General features: G+C 74.3%; 13 protein-coding genes and 1 pseudogene. 4 read left to right on the top strand and 10 right to left on the bottom strand.

The features are described from left to right. Positions 1-259 precede the first annotated feature (259 nt). The gene (locus tag IE185_RS12695) at positions 260-3,781 is read left to right on the top strand and encodes a phosphodiester glycosidase family protein (protein WP_189715152.1); all 3,522 of its coding nucleotides are present in this window, start codon (positions 260-262) and stop codon (positions 3,779-3,781) included. Between the two features lie 64 nt (positions 3,782-3,845). On the opposite strand, the gene IE185_RS12690 is transcribed toward IE185_RS12695, so the two are convergent. The 3 genes from IE185_RS12690 to dhaK all read right to left on the bottom strand — a co-directional run bounded on the left by IE185_RS12690 (position 3,846) and on the right by dhaK (position 5,980). Then, the gene (locus IE185_RS12690; RefSeq protein WP_138898608.1) at positions 3,846-4,256 is read right to left on the bottom strand and encodes a PTS-dependent dihydroxyacetone kinase phosphotransferase subunit DhaM; all 411 of its coding nucleotides are present in this window, start codon (positions 4,254-4,256) and stop codon (positions 3,846-3,848) included. After that, on the bottom strand, positions 4,253-4,831 hold the full coding sequence (gene dhaL / locus IE185_RS12685) for a dihydroxyacetone kinase subunit DhaL (RefSeq protein ID WP_138898609.1): 579 nt from the start codon (positions 4,829-4,831) through the stop codon (positions 4,253-4,255). The genes IE185_RS12690 and dhaL overlap by 4 nt, the downstream gene beginning before the upstream one ends. 156 nt (positions 4,832-4,987) lie before the next feature. Next, positions 4,988-5,980 carry a dihydroxyacetone kinase subunit DhaK gene (gene dhaK / locus IE185_RS12680; protein WP_138898458.1) on the bottom strand — a complete coding sequence of 331 codons (993 nt, stop codon included), beginning with the start codon at positions 5,978-5,980 and terminating at the stop codon, positions 4,988-4,990. Between the two features lie 206 nt (positions 5,981-6,186). Between dhaK and IE185_RS12675 the strand changes: the two genes are divergently transcribed. Further along, the gene (locus IE185_RS12675) at positions 6,187-7,476 is read left to right on the top strand and encodes an AI-2E family transporter (protein WP_229843469.1); all 1,290 of its coding nucleotides are present in this window, start codon (positions 6,187-6,189) and stop codon (positions 7,474-7,476) included. 46 nt (positions 7,477-7,522) lie between these two features. On the opposite strand, the gene IE185_RS12670 is transcribed toward IE185_RS12675, so the two are convergent. The 3 genes from IE185_RS12670 to IE185_RS12660 form a co-directional block, all read right to left on the bottom strand. Further along, positions 7,523-8,425, bottom strand: a complete 903-nt coding sequence (locus IE185_RS12670; protein WP_138898457.1) for a DMT family transporter — start codon at positions 8,423-8,425, stop codon at positions 7,523-7,525. Between the two features lie 274 nt (positions 8,426-8,699). After that, on the bottom strand, positions 8,700-9,329 hold the full coding sequence (locus IE185_RS12665; protein ID WP_138898456.1) for a hypothetical protein: 630 nt from the start codon (positions 9,327-9,329) through the stop codon (positions 8,700-8,702). A gap of 675 nt (positions 9,330-10,004) precedes the next feature. Then, a complete protein-coding gene (locus IE185_RS12660; RefSeq protein WP_138895043.1) occupies positions 10,005-10,388 on the bottom strand; it encodes a DUF5997 family protein in 384 nt (127 codons plus the stop codon). Between the two features lie 67 nt (positions 10,389-10,455). On the opposite strand from IE185_RS12660, the gene IE185_RS12655 reads away from it, so the two are divergent. Further along, entirely contained in the window at positions 10,456-11,247 is a 792-nt protein-coding gene (locus tag IE185_RS12655) for a LysR family substrate-binding domain-containing protein (RefSeq protein WP_138895044.1), read from the top strand. Between the two features lie 409 nt (positions 11,248-11,656). After that, the gene (locus IE185_RS12650) at positions 11,657-12,667 is read left to right on the top strand and encodes an isopenicillin N synthase family dioxygenase (RefSeq protein ID WP_138895045.1); all 1,011 of its coding nucleotides are present in this window, start codon (positions 11,657-11,659) and stop codon (positions 12,665-12,667) included. Here IE185_RS12650 and IE185_RS12645 read toward each other — a convergent pair. The 4 genes and pseudogenes from IE185_RS12645 to IE185_RS12630 all read right to left on the bottom strand — a co-directional run. After that, positions 12,609-13,877 (bottom strand): annotated as a pseudogene (locus tag IE185_RS12645) (FAD-binding protein); the annotation flags it as partial. The gene IE185_RS12650 and the pseudogene IE185_RS12645 sit on opposite strands and share 59 nt — an antisense overlap. An 18-nt stretch (positions 13,878-13,895) precedes the next feature. Further along, complete coding sequence (locus tag IE185_RS12640) at positions 13,896-14,681, bottom strand: endo alpha-1,4 polygalactosaminidase (protein WP_138895046.1); 786 nt, start codon at positions 14,679-14,681, stop codon at positions 13,896-13,898. Further along, entirely contained in the window at positions 14,678-15,376 is a 699-nt protein-coding gene (locus IE185_RS12635) for a spherulation-specific family 4 protein (protein ID WP_373303718.1), read from the bottom strand. The genes IE185_RS12640 and IE185_RS12635 overlap by 4 nt, the downstream gene beginning before the upstream one ends. Next, positions 15,373-16,278: an NAD-dependent epimerase/dehydratase family protein gene (locus IE185_RS12630; protein ID WP_138895047.1), complete on the bottom strand. Its 906-nt coding sequence runs from the start codon at positions 16,276-16,278 to the stop codon at positions 15,373-15,375. The genes IE185_RS12635 and IE185_RS12630 overlap by 4 nt, the downstream gene beginning before the upstream one ends.

Here is a 16,278-nt window from a genome sequence, read left to right as displayed (position 1 = left end):
GCGCCCAGCGGGCGGGCCGCTTCGAGGGCAGGGCACGCGCGGGAGACTGCCGCCCCCGCGCCGGGGCGCGCCGTAACGTGGTCAAGGCCGCGCCCCCCGCCCCCGGCGTCCACCTGATGCCTCGTCACCTCAGCGGCGCCGCCTGTTTCCCCCGAGGGCCCCGTCGACCCCTGGTGCCCCGGTGCGCACGCGGCAATGCTGGGGTGACAGCGCTTACCGCCCGCTGCCCCGCCCAACCCGCCCTTTCCCAGGAGGACTTGTGGGCCCTGGCACAGTCGGCTCCCTCGGCCGCCCCGTCGTGCTCCTCGCGACGGTGGCCGCCCTGACGGCCGGGGCGATCGCCCCGGCCACCGCCGGCACGACTCCCGATCCCCGTCCCCGCACCGCCGCCGAGATCCTGCGGCCGGTCGCGCCGCCCCCCGCGAGCGCCCCGGCCGCCGGCGCTCGCTCCGTCGTCGACGGCGACGGCATCGAGACGGCCCGCCACACCCGCCCGGTCGCCCCCGGCGTCCGCCTCACCTCGTACGACCGCCTCGAATCCGACAAGTGGCTTCGCGTGGACGCCCTGTCGGTCGACCTCGGCGGCAGCGGCGTACAGGCCGACTACCTCCACTCGGGAAAGGTCTCCGACCGCCGCCCGGTGTCCGCGCTCGCCGCCGCACACGACCCGGGGGCGGGCCGCCGTACCGTCGCCGCCTTCAACGCCGACTTCTTCGACATCAACGAGACCGGCGCCCCCCAGGGCCCCGGCGTCAAGGACGGCGCGCCCGTCCACTCCCCGGCCCCCGGCGTCCACCGCGCCGTCGGCATCGGCCCCGGCGGCGCCGGCCGCGTACTCCAGCTGTACTTCGACGGCACGCTCACCCTCCCCACCGGGACGCACCCCCTGCAGGCGTACAACGCGGCCAACGTGCCAGCCGGGGGAGTGGGGGCGTACAACTCCGGCTGGGGCGCGGCCGACCGCGCCCTGACGGTGGACGCCGCGCGCCCCGTGGCCGAGGCGACCGTACGGGACGGCAAAGTCGTCGCGGTCGACGACCGGCCCGGCACCGGGCCGATCCCCGAGGGCACCACGGTCCTCGTCGGCAGGGAGGCCGGGGCAGCGGCCCTGAACGCGCTGAAGCCGGGCGATCCGGTGGCGCTGGAGTACGACGCGCGCACCGACGGCGGACCCGTGCCGCGCACCGCGGTCGGCGGGCGCGAACTGCTGGTCGTGGACGGCGTGCCCCGCGACCACGACGGCCAGGGCAACAACGCGGCCGCACCGCGCACCGCCGTCGGCTTCTCCCAGGACGGCAGCCGCATGCAGGTGATCACCGTCGACGGCCGCCAGGCCGACAGCGGCGGCGTCACGCTCACCGAACTCGCCGTGATGATGAAGCGCGCCGGATCGCACAGCGCGCTGAACCTCGACGGCGGCGGCTCCTCGACCCTGCTCGCCCGCGCGCCGGGCAGCGACACCCTCCGGGTGGAGAACAGCCCGTCCGACGGCAGCGAACGCACCGTGCCCAACGGCCTCGCCCTCACCGCCCCCGACGGCAGCGGAATCCTGCGCGGCTACTGGGTCGGTACCCGTACGCCCGCCCTCGCCGCACCGACCGCCGACCCGGTCAGGGGCGGCCACCCCGAACGGGTCTTCCCCGGGCTCACCCGGCAGCTCACCGCCGCCGGACACGACGAGACGTACGGCCCGGCGCAGGGCGACCCGCGCTGGCACAGCTCCCGCCCGTCCGTGGGCCGGGTCGACGGCGACGGGCTGTTCACCGCCCGCCGCGGCGGCACCGCACAGGTGCGCGCGCACCGCGGCCCCGCCGACGGCCACCTGCGGATGACCGTCCTGGACGACCTCGCCCGCATCGAACCGACCACCCGGCGTGTCGGTCTCGCGGACGCGGCGGCGCACGGCAGGTTCGGCATCGTCGGGTACGACGCCCACGGCACGAGCGCCCCGGTCGAACCGCGCGACGTGCGGCTGGACTACGACCGCGCGCTCTTCGACGTCCGCGACGACGGCCGGGGCACCTTCACCGTCGCCGCCCGCACGGACGGCGGGGCCGGGCGGATCACGGCCACCGTGGACGGCGCCGTCACCGCGCTCGCCGTCAGCGTCGGGCTCACCGAACAGGCGGTCTCCTCGCTCGACGACGCGGCGTCCTGGACCTTCGGCCAGGCCCGGGCGAGCGGCTCGGTCGCGGCGACCGAGGACGGTCACACCGGCACCGGCCTGAAGCTCAGTTACGACTTCACGCAGTCGACCGCGACCCGCGCCGCCTACGCCAACCCGCCCAGGCCGCCGGTCCCGGTCGCCGGCCAGCCCCAGTCCTTCACCCTGTGGATCAAGGGCGACGGCAAGGGAGCCTGGCCCACCCTGCACCTGAAGGACGCGGCCGGCTCCGACCAGCTCCTGCGCGGCCCGTACCTCACCTGGACCGGCTGGCGGAAGGTCACCTTCGCCGTACCGCCGGGCGCGGCCGTGCCGCTGGCGGTCCACCGCTTCTACCTGGCGGAGACGGCGGCCACCAAGCAGTACACGGGCGAGATCGTCATCGACACGCTGACCGCCCAGGTGCCGCCCACCGTCGATCTGCCCGAACGGCCCGCGCCCGTCGATCCGCTCGTCGATCCGGCGGCCGTGACGGAGCGCAGGGACTGGCAGTTCGCGGTGATGTCCGACGCGCAGTTCGTGGCCCGCGACCCGGACAGCGCCATCGTGGCGCAGACCCGCCGCACCCTGCGCGAGATCAGAGCGGCGAAGCCGGACTTCCTGGTCGTCAACGGCGACCTCGTCGACGAGGGCGCACCGGCCGACCTCGCCTTCGCCCGCCGCGTCCTGACGGAGGAACTGGGCGACGCCCTGCCCTGGTACTACGTACCGGGAAACCATGAGGTGATGGGCGGGAAGATCGACAACTTCGTCGCCGAGTTCGGCCCCGCCCACCGTACGTTCGACCACGAGGGCACCCGCTTCATCACCCTCGACACCTCGAGCCTCAGTCTGCGCGGCGGCGGCTTCGCGCAGATCAAGAACCTGCGCGCACAGCTCGACGCCGCGTCCCGCGACGACCGCGTCGGCTCCGTCATGCTCATCGAACACGTCCCGCCGCGCGACCCGACCGCACAGAAGGGCAGCCAGCTGGGCGACCGCAAGGAGGCCGCGCTGATCGAGGACTGGCTGGCCGGGTTCCGCCGTACGAGCGGCAAGGGAGCGGGCCTGATCGGCAGCCACGTCGGGGTGTTCCACGCCGCCCGCGTGGACGGTGTGCCGTACCTCGTCAACGGCAACACCGGGAAGACACCGGCCGGCCCCGCGCACGAGGGCGGCTTCACCGGCTGGTCGCTGGTGGGCGTCGACACGGTCTCCCGGACCGAACAGGCGGCGGCCCGGCAACGCCCCTGGCAGGGCGGGCCGGACTGGGTGTCGGTCCAGACCCGCGCCCACGTGGACGCCCTGGCACTCGACGCCCCGTCCGCTCTGCCGCCGGGGCGGGACGCGGCGGTGAAGGCCACCGTCACCCAGGGCGCGCGCCGGGTGCCGGTCGCCTTCCCGCTGAGCGCGGACTGGACGGGCTCGCCGAACCTCCACATCGGCCCCGCGAAGGACGCGCGGCCACGGCACACGGCGGCCTTCGACCCGGCGACGGGCACCCTGACGGCGCTGCGACCCGGCACGCTCACGCTCGCGGTGACGGTCAACGGCGCCACCCGGCGCGCCGAGGTACGCGTCGCGGCAGAACCGGCCGGCCTCGCACCGCGCGGAGCGGCAGCCGCACCCCGGCGGTGAGCCGGGACGGCAAGCCGGGGCCCCGAACCACGCCCGGGGGCCCCGGCGCGCCTGCCCGGCCCGGTCACACCTTGCGGTAGTCGTACGCCTCCTTGGCCGCCGCCTCCACCGCGTCCAGGTCCGCGCCCGCCGACGCGGTGACCACCGCCGCGACCGCCCCCTCCACGAACGGCGCGTCCACCAGCCGCGCCCCGTGCGGCAGTTCGTCCCCCTCGGCCAGCATCGCCTTCACCGTGAGCACGGCACTGCCGAGGTCGACCAGTACGGCCACTCCTGCCCCCGCGTCGACGCTCCGCGCCGCCTCGGCGATCAGGTCCGCGCTGGTGCCGAGCCCACCGTCGGGCGTACCGCCCGCCGCGGCCACCAGCGCGCTCTCCTTGCCGCCGGCGAGGCCCTTCGCCAGTTCGGCGACGGAGGAGGCGACCGACGCGCTGTGCGAGACGAGCACGACCCCGACGAGCCGGCCGGCGCTCACGCGTCCGCCTCCGCCGTGTCGGCGAGCGTGCCGATCAGGAGCGCCGACGACGTCGCCCCCGGGTCCTGGTGCCCGATGCTCCGCTCGCCCAGGTAGCTCGCCCTGCCCTTGCGCGCCTGCATCGGTACGGTCGCGACCGCCCCCTCGTCGGCCGCGCTCCGCGCCGCGCCGAACGACGACTCGCCGAGCGCGCGCACCGCCGGGATCAGCGCGTCCAGCATCGTCTTGTCCCCGGCCTTCGCCCCGCCGAGCTGCGCCACCGCGTCGACCCCCGCGCCCAGCGCGGCGGCCAGCCGCCCGGGTGTGACCTCGGCGTCGTCGCCGAGCGCCTTGCCCGTACGCCGCAACAGCGTCCCGTACAGCGGACCCGACGCCCCGCCGACGGTCGAGATCAGCTGCCGTCCCGCGAGCGCGAGCACCGCGCCTGGCGTGGCGGGCGGCTCCTTGTCCAGCGCGGCGGCGACGGCCGCGAAGCCGCGTTGCAGGTTGCTGCCGTGATCGGCGTCGCCGATGGCCGAGTCCAGATCGGTGAGGCTGCCGGCCTCACGGTCGACGGCGGCCGCCATGGCCGCCATCCAGCGGCGGAAGAACGCGGCGTCGAGTACAAGCACGAGGTCTCCTGACACACGGTCGTGGCTGAGGGGCTGAGGGGCTGAGGGGCTGAGGGGCTGAGGGCTGAAGACTGGGGGCTGGGGACTGATGACGCACGGCGGACGGACGGCGGAGTCGTCTCAGCGTCCCCAGCGGAGCGCGGGGGTCTCGACCGGCGCGTCCCACAGGCGCAGCAGCTCCTCGTCCACCTGGCAGAGCGTCACCGAGCAGCCCGCCATGTCCAGCGAGGTGACGTAGTTCCCGACGAGCGTACGGGCCACGGCGACGCCCCGGGCGGACAGGACGCGCTGCACCTCGGCGTTGAAGCCGTACAGCTCCAGCAGCGGGGTGGCGCCCATGCCGTTGACGAGTGCGAGGACGGGCCGCGTCGGCCGCAGGTCCTCCAGTACCGCGTCGACCGCGAAGTCCGCGATCTCGCCGGAGGTCATCATCGGCCGTCGCTCGCGGCCGGGCTCGCCGTGGATGCCGATGCCCAACTCCAGTTCGCCCGCCGGCAGATCGAAGGTCGGCGTGCCCTTCGCCGGTGTGGTGACGGCACTGAGCGCCACCCCGAAGCTCCGGGACGACGCGTTCACCTGCCGCGCGATCGCCTCGACCCGCTCCAGCGGCGCGCCCTCCTCGGCGGCGGCGCCCGCGATCTTCTCGACGAAGAGCGTCGCACCCGTACCGCGCCGGCCGGCCGTGAAAGTGCTGTCGGCCACGGCGACGTCGTCGTCGACCAGGACCTTGGCAACCTGGATCCCCTCGTCCTCGGCCAGCTCGGCGGCCATGTCGAAGTTGAGCACGTCGCCGGTGTAGTTCTTGACGACGAAGAGGACCCCCTGCCCGCTGTCCACCGCCGCCGCGGCCCGCACCATCTGGTCGGGCACGGGCGACGTGAAGACCTCTCCCGGGCACGCGGCGGACAGCATCCCGGGCCCGACGAACCCGCCGTGCAGCGGCTCGTGCCCACTGCCGCCACCCGACACGAGGCCCACCCGGCCCGGCACGGGCGCGTCGGACCGTACGACGACACGGTTCTCCACGTCGACCGTCAGCCGGGGATGCGCGGCGGCCATCCCGCGCAACGCGTCGGCGACGACCGTCTCGGCCACGTTGATGAGCATCCTCATGGGTACCTCCTGGGAACACGGGCGACTGCGCCCCTGACCGACGGGCGGGAGCCGGCGGGAACGACGCCGGCCCGACCCCGACTCTAGTGACCGGCCGTCATGCGCGGTGCGGCCAAACGCGTTCCGCCGGCCGCCCGCGCGTGCCTTCGGGGGAATTCCGTGCCGGCCGCGTGGCGGAGGGTGCGCCCAGTGGTACGTGCAGGTGGATGTCCACGCCTTCGGATTCCGAGCACACAGGCCCGCGCCCGCCGTCCGCCGTCCGCCGGAACCGGGTGCGTACGGGCTCGTCCCCAGCGCCCGGCGGTCCGTCCCGGCCTCCGGCCGGACTCCGACGGGCCGCGGCGCGCGCCTCGGGCGGCCGCCGTCCGGGAGACGAGCCGCGCGTTCCCGCCGGACTGCGGACCGCCGCCGCGTACGCGTGGCGCGTCGTGGTCGTCGGCATCGTCGTCTACGCCGTCTTCTCCCTGCTGGGGCAGTTCCACAAGATCGCGGTGGCGGTCTTCCTCGGGATGGTGATCACGGCCGTACTGCGGCCTGCGGCCGACCTGCTGGCTCGCTTCCTCCCCCGCCCGCTGGCCGTCGCCGTCTGCCTGACCGGCAGCATCGTTCTCGTCCTCGGTGTACTGGCCCTCGTCGGCGAGACGGTGGCGGGGCAGCGCGCCGGGCTGGCGCGTGAGTTCGAGGCGGGGATCGACAGGATCGAGCGCTGGCTGGAGGAGCCGCCCTTCCGGCTGAACCCGGAAGCGCTCACCGATGTCCAGTCCCGCATCGGGCAGTTCCTGTCGAGCCACCGCTCCACCGTCATCAGCACGGCGCTCAGCGGCGCAGACCGGCTGGTCGAAGTCCTGACGGTGCTGGCCCTCGCACTGTTCTGCTCGGTCTTCTTCATCCACTCCGGTGACCGGCAGTGGGCCTGGTTCCGCGACCAGCTTCCGCCGGTCGCGCGGGAACGGGTGTCGGTCGGCGGACGGGCGGCCTGGCGGACCTTCACGGGGTACACCCACGGCATTCTGCTGGTGGCCGTGACCAACGCGGTCCTGGTGTGCGTGGCCCTGTTCGCCCTCGGGGTGCCCCTCGCGCTGCCGCTGGCCCTCCTGGAGTTCCTCGCCGCCTTCATTCCCCTCATCGGCTCACCCATCGCCCTCGGGGTCGCCGCCGTCGTGGCCCTGGCGACGAAGGGCCCCCTGATCGCCGCTCTGGTCGTCGCGCTCATCGTGATCATCGGGCAGATCGAGGGGCACGTGCTGCATCCGGTCGTGATGAGCTGGGCGGTACGGCTGCACCCCGTCGTCGTGGCGCTCGCGGTGGTCGGCGGCGCCGTCGCGGCCGGTGTGATCGGGGCGGTGACCGCCGTACCGCTGGTGGCCGTCCTGTGGTCGGTCCGCCAGGCACTGCGCCGCAGCGCCGTCTCCGATCCGCCGGGCGGCCCGCCGGTCACCGGACGGCGCGGCGAACCGGCCCGCAGGCGGCGTACGAGGCCGCAGGGGAAGCCGTAGGCCCCGCGCTGCGCTCAGGGAAACACTCGCGCCGGCCGTGTGCTGCTCAGGGAACGCTCGCGCCGGTCTCCGCGCTGCTGTCGGGAGCCACGACAGAGCGGGCGATCGGCAGCCGGGAGAGCATGAACACGCCCGCCGCGACCAGGGCGATGCCGAGGATCTCGGGCACCAGCCACCAGCCGGAGCGCACGTGCTCCTCGTACAGCGTGATGCCGAGGGCCAGGCTCACGCCGGCGTCGCCCAGCGTCAGCGCGGGCTGGGAGGCGACCAGCGGGCCGGCCTGCATGGCGTGCTCCAGCAGGAACAGCGCCCCGGCGCCCACCACCGCGAAGGCGTAGGTCTGCCAGGCGGTCAGGAAGGCCGTGATGCCACCGGCGTCGAGGATGTGCATCGAGGCCTTCATGAGCGCCGCGGTGAGTGCGTACGCGATGGCGGTGGCCGCGCCGAAGCAGGCGGCCCGGGCCCCGCCCTCCGGGCGGCGTACGGCCGTCAGGACGAGCACGACGACGACGCCCAGGCAGATGGCGAGCGCGACCACCCACCGGTCCAGTGGGACATGGGTGCGGTTGCCGGAAGGTGACGCGGCGAACAGGGCGATGCCGAGTCCCGCCACCACGGCGGACACGGCCGCCCAGCCGCGCACGGGCAGGTGCCGTTTCAGCAGGAGCGACGCGATGATCAGGGCCAGCGGCAGTTCGAGGACGAACAGCGGCTGAACGATCGTCAGCGGCCCTGTCGCCAGGGCCACCGCCTGGCAGAGCGCCGCTGCCACGACGGCGAGGATGCCGACCAGCCAGACGGGCCTGCGCATCAGATCGAGCAGCAGCCCCGCACGCAGGCCGTCGGAGCGGGGCACACTCAGCGCCGCTTTGCGCTGGAGCACGGTCGCGAGGGCGTTGCTGAGCGCCGCGCCGAGCGCGAAGAGAACGGGCAGCAGCAGGTTGTCCACCGTGATCGGCCTCCGGCAGTGCGTTGTCGTCGCGGTCCGGACCGACGATGGCGGCCCCTTTTCCGCCGCATTGTGCCTGCCTGGATGTCCTTCGCCGCTGCGGCTCGCCTTGGGTACGCCTCCGACACCCCGGCGTCGCGACCGCCACGGGCGTCCGGGGCCGAGGCCCGGGCGGCAGCAGCATGCGCAGAGGGCGACCCGCTGATGGTGGCGGTCCGCGTCGTCGCTCGCGTACGCCTCGGTGAGCCGGCGGGGGAGCGCGCCTGCCAGGTGCTCAGTACCTCTGGGCCTTGGCGATGCGGGGGGCCAGGACCGGTTCGGCGGGCTTGCGGCTGATGGCGAGCGGCTGGACCTTCTCGCCCGGGTCGAGATCCTGCGCGCCGACGATCCTGGTCTCCACCACCTTGCCGGACGGGTCGGCGAAGTCGACCTGGACGGCGTACGACGCCTGCTGGTCGGTGCGGTTGGTGATGTTGACGACGACGGCGAGAACGCCGCCGGTCTGAGCCCTCGGTTTCCCGGTCAGCGAGACGTCGGACCGCGCGTTGCCGCCGCCCCGCACCTTCTTCAGCTCGGCGGTGGCCGCCGCGTTGGCGCGGGCCGTCTCGGCCGAGACGGATGCCTCGAAGGAAGAGGCGGCGGCCGACGCGGACGACGCCGCGGCGGACGCCGAGGCGCGGACCGAAGCGTCCGCGGAGGCATGCGCGGACGGCGGCGTGCCCGAGAACGAGGACGTGTCGGGCGGCGTGGGGCGCGGGGTGAACGACGTACTCCTCGCGCCGTCGCCGTCGTCGTCGGTGCCGCACGAGGTGAGGGTGGTCATCGCTGACGCGGCGGCGACCAGCAGCAGGGTGACTGTGGCCAGCCGGCGCTTGCCCGACCGGTCCTGCGTGTACGGGGGCATGGGGCTCTTCCTTCCGTCGGAGTGTCCGCTCACTGGGCTGACGCGCCCGGCCGACTAGTGCAAGAGATGTGCGGGGTGTGCGGACGGAAAGCCGGTGGCCGCTCTGCCGACGCTGTCCGGCCTCGCGACGGTCCTGGACCGGCGGGGGGAGGGGGCGTCGGCTCGGCGGTGGGGTGCGCTCGACCTCGCGTCGCCGAAGGGCTCCGGCTGCCGCTCGGCCGACGCCGACAGCGGGGGAGACCGGAAAGCCGCCCTGGTGGGCGGACGGCTTCGGCGGCGGCGTCGCGGCGGCGCATGCGCCTCGGGTCCCGTTGCCGACGCCCGTGCGGCTCAGCCCGCCGCATCGCCCCCTAGTGCGGCTGTTCCGCTGCTGGACGGTCGTCGTACTCGCTGACGATGAGTTCCGGCACGCTTTCCTCCTGGGCCACCAGATCGGCAGTACGCACCATATGTCGGATTCTTGGCGCGGGCAGTGGAGGCGCGCGCTCCGCCGGGCGGAGGCGGTGCGCGGAAAGTCCGACGGAGGGCTCGGGCGAAAGCCCGGCCCGGTCACGGCCGGGCCGGAAGTGGCCGCCGGGGGACGGGCCGTGCCGCCGCCGGGACCGTCAGTCCGCTCCCGGCTCGTCAGCCCTCAAGCAACCCGACGGGGAAGGGGAGGGTCGGTCAGGGGCGCGCCTATGCGGACCGCTGTGCGTTCTTCTCCTTGATGCGGACCGCTTCCTTGCGGACCTCGGCCAGGTTCGCGCGCTCCTGCTCCAGCCACTCGGGAGCCTGCGCCTTCAGCGCGTCGATCTGCTCGGTCGTGAGCGGCTCCGTCACTCCGCCGCGGGCGAGACCGGCGATGGAGACGCCGAGCTTCGCCGCGACCACGGGCCGGGGGTGCGGGCCGTTGCGTCGCAGTTCCTGCAGCCACTCGGGCGGGTCGGTCTGCAGGGTGTTCAGTTCGGTGCGCGAGACGACACCCTCCTGGAACTCGGCGGGGGTGGCCTCGAGGTACACACCCAGCTTCTTCGCCGCGGTCGCGGGCTTCATGGTCTGGGTGTTCTTGTGCGACGTCATGGTGCCAAGGGTATCGAGCATGCGTGCTGCCTCCGACCACGTCGGACCGTGGCGGTAACCTGGCGTGGTGACCGCCTCGGATGCTTCCCCTTCGTTCCGCCTCGCCTATGTGCCGGGAGTGATGCCCACGAAGTGGGTGCGGATCTGGAACGAGAGGCTGCCCGAGGTGCCGCTGACCCTCATGGGCGTCTCCGCCGCCGAGTCGTTCGACATACTGCGGCGCGGCGAGGCCGACGCGGGATTCGTACGGCTGCCGGTCGACCGGACGGACCTCAGCGCGATCCCCCTCTACACCGAGACGACGGTCGTGGTGGTTCCCAAGGACCACGCCGTGACGTCGGCCGAGGAGGTGTCCACGGAGGACCTCGCCGACGACATCGTGCTGCATCCCCTGGACGACACCCTCGGCTGGGAGCAGCTGCCGGGGCAGCCCGCGAACGAGCGCCCGGCGACGACGGCGGACGCCGTCGAGCTGGTGGCGGCTGGCATCGGCGTGCTCGTCGTCCCGCAGTCGCTCGCCCGCCTGCACCACCGCAAGGACCTCACCTACCGGCCGTTGTCGGACGCCCCCCAGTCGCGCGTCGCGCTGTCGTGGCCCGAGAACGCGACCACCGACCTGGTGGAGCAGTTCATCGGGATCGTCCGGGGCCGGACCGTCAACAGCACCCGCGGGCGGCCCCCGGCCGCGGCGGAGCCGAAGAAGCGCAAGACCCCCGACGCGCGCGACGCCAAGCGGAAGCCCGCGGCGGGCAGGACGGGCGGGAAGCCCGCAGGCAAGACGGCCGGCAAGGGCTCCCGCGGCGGATCCGCCGGCCCCTCCAAGGGCGCCAAGCGCGGCAAGCCCCGCCGCCGGTCGTAGGAGACGCGGCAACAGCGGGCGCCGGTGCGCTCCGTCTCCCCACCGGCACCCTGACGTACTGACGCCCGCCGGGCCCCCGGCCGGTCCACCCGGCCCGGGCCTATCGGCTGCCCGGATTCCGGCCGCCGGTGTGGCGTACGTCTCCGGTCCGGGCCCACCTGCTGCGTTAGGCTCGGGGCGTGACTTTTCTCGCGATGCGGCGCCATGTGGACTACGCGCGTGTCACGACCATGGGCTGTCGTCCCGGCTGTCGTTCCCAGGACTGACCTCTTCTCACAGACCACCGGTCCTGTCGCGGGCAGCGGCACCCGGCGCACCCCTGCCGACGGTTTCTCCGTACCCCCGCGATCCCGCCATCTTCGGGAACAGGGCCTCGTCACAGCAGAAACGGAAGGCCATCATGCCGTCCATGCCCAATTTTCCTGCGGGCCCGACGCTGCCCGTCATCGATCTGTCCTCGGCCGACGACCCCGCGAAGCGGTCCGCGTTCCATCGCGCGCTGCACGACGCGGCCCACGACGTCGGGTTCTTCCATCTCACCGGGCACGGCATCAGCGACGCGGAGACCGCCCGCCTCCTGGCCCTCACCAAGGCGTTCTTCGCGCTGCCCGAGGCCGACCGGCTGGCGGTCAGCAACCTCAACTCGCCGCACTTCAGGGGCTACACCCGCATCGGCCACGAACTCACCGGCGGCCGGTCCGACTGGCGCGACCAGCTCGACATCGGCGCCGAGCGGGACGCGATCGCCGTCGGCCCGGGCGACCCGGCGTACCTGTGGCTGGAGGGCCCCAACCAGTGGCCCGCCGCCCTGCCGGAACTGCGCACGGCCGTGCTGGCCTGGCAGGAGCGGCTGGCGGCGGTGGCCCACCGGCTGCTGCGCGCCCTGCTGACGGCCGTGGGGGCGCCCGCCGACTTCTTCGACGAGGCGTTCGCCGACCGCCCCCACCTGCACACCAAACTGATCCGCTACCCGGGATCCGCTCCGTCCGGAACCGGCCAGGGCGTGGGTGCGCACAAGGACTACGGCTTTCTCACCCTGCTGCTCCAGGACGACGTGGGCGGCCTCCAGGTGCGCCAGGGCGACGGGTTCCTCGACGTGCCGCCGCTGCCGGGGGCGTTCGTGGTGAACCTGGGCGAGCTGCTGGAGATCGCGACCGAGGGCTATCTGTCGGCGACCGACCACCGGGTCGTCAGCCCGCCGGGCGCGGTGGAGCGCTACTCGGTGCCGTTCTTCTACAACCCGCGCCTCGACGCGGTCGTCGACACCGTGCCCGGCCCCTACCTGCGGCACGCGCCGGGCATCGCGCACGACGCCGCCAACCCGTTGCACGCCGAGTACGGGCGCAACGAACTCAAGGGCTGGATACGGGCCCACCCGCAGGTCGCCCTGCGCCACCACCGCGAACTGGTGGCCGGCTGACCCCGGGTGCGGCGGCGACGTGCCCGTCGCCTAGCGCGACCTCGCCCAGGTGCCGCGACGGGCCGCCGGCCGGTGCGTACTCGTCGACGGGAACGAGATACGGCTCCACCGGCCGCGCGGTGAACTCCATCGCCCCGGAAGCCGACTTGCGCAGGTCCAGGTGGTGCAGCCAGCCCTGGTCGTCCCGCCGGGGGTGGTCCGTACGCTCGTGGTACAGGCCCCAGCGGGACTCCGTGCGCGTCAGCGACGCGCGGGCGGCCATCTCGGCGCAGTCCCGGATGAAGCTCACCTCCGCGCAGCGCATCAGCTCGTGCGGCGTGGTCGCGCCCATGCCGGCGATCTCGGTCCGCATGCGCACGAAGTGCTCCACCGCGAGGGACAACCGGGCGCCGGACTTGGGCGGCGCCACGTAGTCGTGCACGAACCGGCGGAGTTTGTACTCGACCTGCGTCTGCGGCGGCCCGTCCGGGCTGCGCAGCGGCCGGTAGACCAACTCGTGCGCCTCCCGCAGCTGTTCGAGGGGAAGGTCGCCCGCGTACGCGCGCTGCCCCGCGGCGTCCTGTCCGGCCAGGCCACCGAAGACGAACGCGCCGATCATGTAGTTGTGCGGGACGCAGGCCAGGTCGCCGGCGGCGTACAGGCCGGGCACGGTGGCGCGGGCGTGGTCGTCGACCCGTACGCCCGAGGCCGAGTGGCCGCCGCACAGGCCGATCTCGGAGATGTGCATCTCGATGTCGTGCGTGCGGTAGTCGTGCCCCCGGCCCGCGTGGAAGGTGCCCCGGGTGGGGCGCTCGGTCGAGTGCAGGATGTTCTCCGGCGCCGTCACCGACTCCTCGGGCAGATGGCTGAGCTTCAGGTAGACCGGCCCCCGGTCGGAGGCCAGCTCGTCCCTGAACTCGGCCATCATCCGGCCCGACCAGTAGTCCGAGTCGACGAAGCGTTCGCCGTGCCGGTTGACCTGGTAGCCGCCGAAGGGGTTGGCGACGTAGGCGCACGCCGGGCCGTTCTAGTCCTTGATCAGCGGGTTGATCTGGAAGCACTCGATGCCGGTGATCTCGGCGCCCGCGTGGTAGGCCATGGCGTAGCCGTCACCGGCGTTGGTGGGGTTCTCGTACGTGCCGTAGAGGTAACCGGAGGCGGGCAGCCCGAGCCGTCCGGCCGCGCCCGTCGCGAGGATCACCGCCCCGGCCCGTACGGTCACGAACGCGCCCCGGGCGGCCCGGTCGCGTCAACACGGCTGCCGCCACACGCCCAGGTCCAGCTTCTTGCGCATCGAGCTGAATCCGAGCTTGCGCGCACGCGCGCAGAAGTCGCCGACGGCAACGGCGTACTCGACGTGCAGGACCGCCTTGCCCGCGTTCACGAAGGGCGCGAGGGCCGTGCATTCGCCGTACTGCGCGCACTCCTCGTTCACGGCGAAGTCGAAGTCCCGGACCAGGGAAGGGATCTGCGGCAGGTCGTTCTTCAGGCCCACCGACATGCCCCGCGCGTGGGCGAGGCGGGCGAGCATGCGGTTGTACGCGAGCTGGTCGGCGGCGGTCAGCGGGAAGCCCGTGTCGTTGAGGTAGCCGTCCATGAGATCCGGCTCGACCGCGTCGAAGCCCTTCTCCCGGCACATGTCGAAGCGCTTGGCCATCAGCGGGCGCAGGACGTCCAGCCGGCGGATGTCGAGCCAGCGTTCGCCGCCCCACCCGTTGCCGCGGCCCAGGACGGAGGCGGGGAAGTCCCGCCGGTCGGGACGGAACGACTCCCAGGCCCCGGCGTTGATGTAGCAGATGACCTTGCGGCCGTCGCGGTGCAGCCGGCGCACCGTTCGCGCGTCGTTCTCGAATCCGTCGATGTCGTAGACGGGCACGTCGACCCGGCCGTCGACGTGCCCGTCGAGCTGCCACTGCCAGGCCGTGCCGACGGCCGGCCGCCACGGCCGGACGGGGGGCGGCTCCGGATCGGGCGCCGAACAGGCCGCCAGCAGGGCCAGCAGGCACAGCAGCCACAGCGGGCGCGCGCGGGTCATGAAGCCTTCCGGTGCAGTACGGGCGGCAGGAGCGACCAGGGGTTGGGACCGTGGCCGGGGACCGCGCAGTGCACGGCGGCGCGGCGCAGCGCGGCTGTCCGGGCGGCGAGGGCGCACAGTCCGGCCGGTACGCCGTGGACGAGGTGGCAGAACCGTTCCGGCGGGTGCGCCGCGGTCCAGGCGGGGGCGGCGGGCGCAGCCGAGTACGCGGCCCAGTCGCCTTCGAAGGTGACGAGCAGATCGGCGACCGCCGCGTAGCCCGGGGCCGGGTGGACACCGGGGTTGAGGACGACCGTACGACCGCCCCGGGAGCGCGCCGCCCGGGCGAGGCGCCGGTAGTGGCGCACCGCCCCGGGCGCGCAGGCGGCCTGGTCCAGGAAGAAGCCGTCGGTGGCGTACCAGTCGCGGTACCGGTCGAAGTCGGCCGCGACCGCCCGCAGCGGACGCCGGCCGTAGTCGGTGTCGGCGTACCCGAGCAGCGGCACCCCCGCCGCCCGCAGAGCGCGGGCGGCGGCGGCGAAGGACGGCTCCGGCGCGTGGCCGGGGCCGTCCGCGATGTTGAGCACCACGCCGTACAGCAGGGGCGCGGACTCGACGAGCGTCCACCAGGCGCCGGGGTCGACGGCCGGGTGCACGTACATGGGCACGAGCAGCTTCGCCGGCTGCGCCGGCGCCGGCTCGGGCCGCACGCTCACCGGGTCGCCGGGACGGGGGCCCCCGCCGGGCCCGCCCGCCACAGGTCGGACAGCGAGTCGGCGAGCACCCGCCCCGGCTCCCAGCCGAGCGCGGCCCGCGCCGCCGTGATGTCCGCGCACTGCCAGGACACCTCCGACGAACGGGCCGAGCCGCTGCTCGTCTCCTCGACGCGGCCGGCGAACCCGGCGGCCCGCACCAGCCCCTCGGCGATCTCGCGGACCACGGTGGCCCGGCCGCTGCCGATGTTGAGCACGGCCGGCAGCGGCCCGGGAGCCGTCGCCGCCAGGACGGCGGCCCGCGCCACGTCCCGTACGTCCACGAAGTCGCGGTACGCCGACAGGTCGCCGACCCGGACGGTCCCCGACTTCCGGGCCCGGCGCAGTTCCCCGGCGAGCCGTCCGGGCAGCCCGGCGGCCGGCGCGCCGGGCCCGACCGGGTTGAACACCCGCAGGACGACGGCGTCGAGACCGGCGGCCGTCACGGCCGCCGTGCCGGCGAGCTTCGTCGCCCCGTACGGGCCCTGGGGGCGGGTCGGCGCGTCCTCGGCGACGGCTTCGCCGGGCGCGGTCGGGCCGTACTCGGCCGCCGAGCCGAGATGGACGAGGCGTGCGCCGGGCGCCGCCGCGCCCATCGCCTCGCAGAGCGCGGCCGGCCCGCGGGCGTTGACGTCGGTCAGCCGCACCGCGCTGCCCGTCACCAGGCCCGCGCAGTTGACGACGACGTCGGGCGCCGCCGTGCGCAGCGCGTCCGCGAGGACGTCGGGGGCGGCGGTCAGATCGAGCGGCACACCGGCGGCCGGGGACCGGCCGCCGACGAGCAGCCGCACGCCCGGCAGGGCGCGCAGCCGCTCGGCGGTGTGCCCGCCCAGGAACCCGGTGGAGCCCAGGACGAGAACGCGCAT

This window comes from Streptomyces chryseus, assembly GCF_014650755.1.
GTDB lineage: Bacteria > Actinomycetota > Actinomycetes > Streptomycetales > Streptomycetaceae > Streptomyces > Streptomyces chryseus.
The sequence above is the reverse complement of the archived record's forward strand: the minus strand, read 5'-3'. Positions and strand labels throughout refer to the sequence as shown.

Excerpts from the sequence above, each read along its gene's own strand:
- dhaL (WP_138898609.1), bottom strand. The coding sequence starts at position 4,831 with ATGGCGGCCATGGCGGCCGCCGTCGACCGTGAGGCCGGCAGCCTCACC.
- dhaK (WP_138898458.1), bottom strand. The coding sequence starts at position 5,980 with ATGAGGATGCTCATCAACGTGGCCGAGACGGTCGTCGCCGACGCGTTG.
- IE185_RS12675 (WP_229843469.1), top strand. The coding sequence starts at position 6,187 with ATGTCCACGCCTTCGGATTCCGAGCACACAGGCCCGCGCCCGCCGTCC.
- IE185_RS12665 (WP_138898456.1), bottom strand. The coding sequence starts at position 9,329 with ATGCCCCCGTACACGCAGGACCGGTCGGGCAAGCGCCGGCTGGCCACA.
- IE185_RS12660 (WP_138895043.1), bottom strand. The coding sequence starts at position 10,388 with ATGACGTCGCACAAGAACACCCAGACCATGAAGCCCGCGACCGCGGCG.
- IE185_RS12650 (WP_138895045.1), top strand. The coding sequence starts at position 11,657 with ATGCCCAATTTTCCTGCGGGCCCGACGCTGCCCGTCATCGATCTGTCC.
- IE185_RS12640 (WP_138895046.1), bottom strand. The coding sequence starts at position 14,681 with ATGACCCGCGCGCGCCCGCTGTGGCTGCTGTGCCTGCTGGCCCTGCTG.
- IE185_RS12630 (WP_138895047.1), bottom strand. The coding sequence starts at position 16,278 with ATGCGCGTTCTCGTCCTGGGCTCCACCGGGTTCCTGGGCGGGCACACC.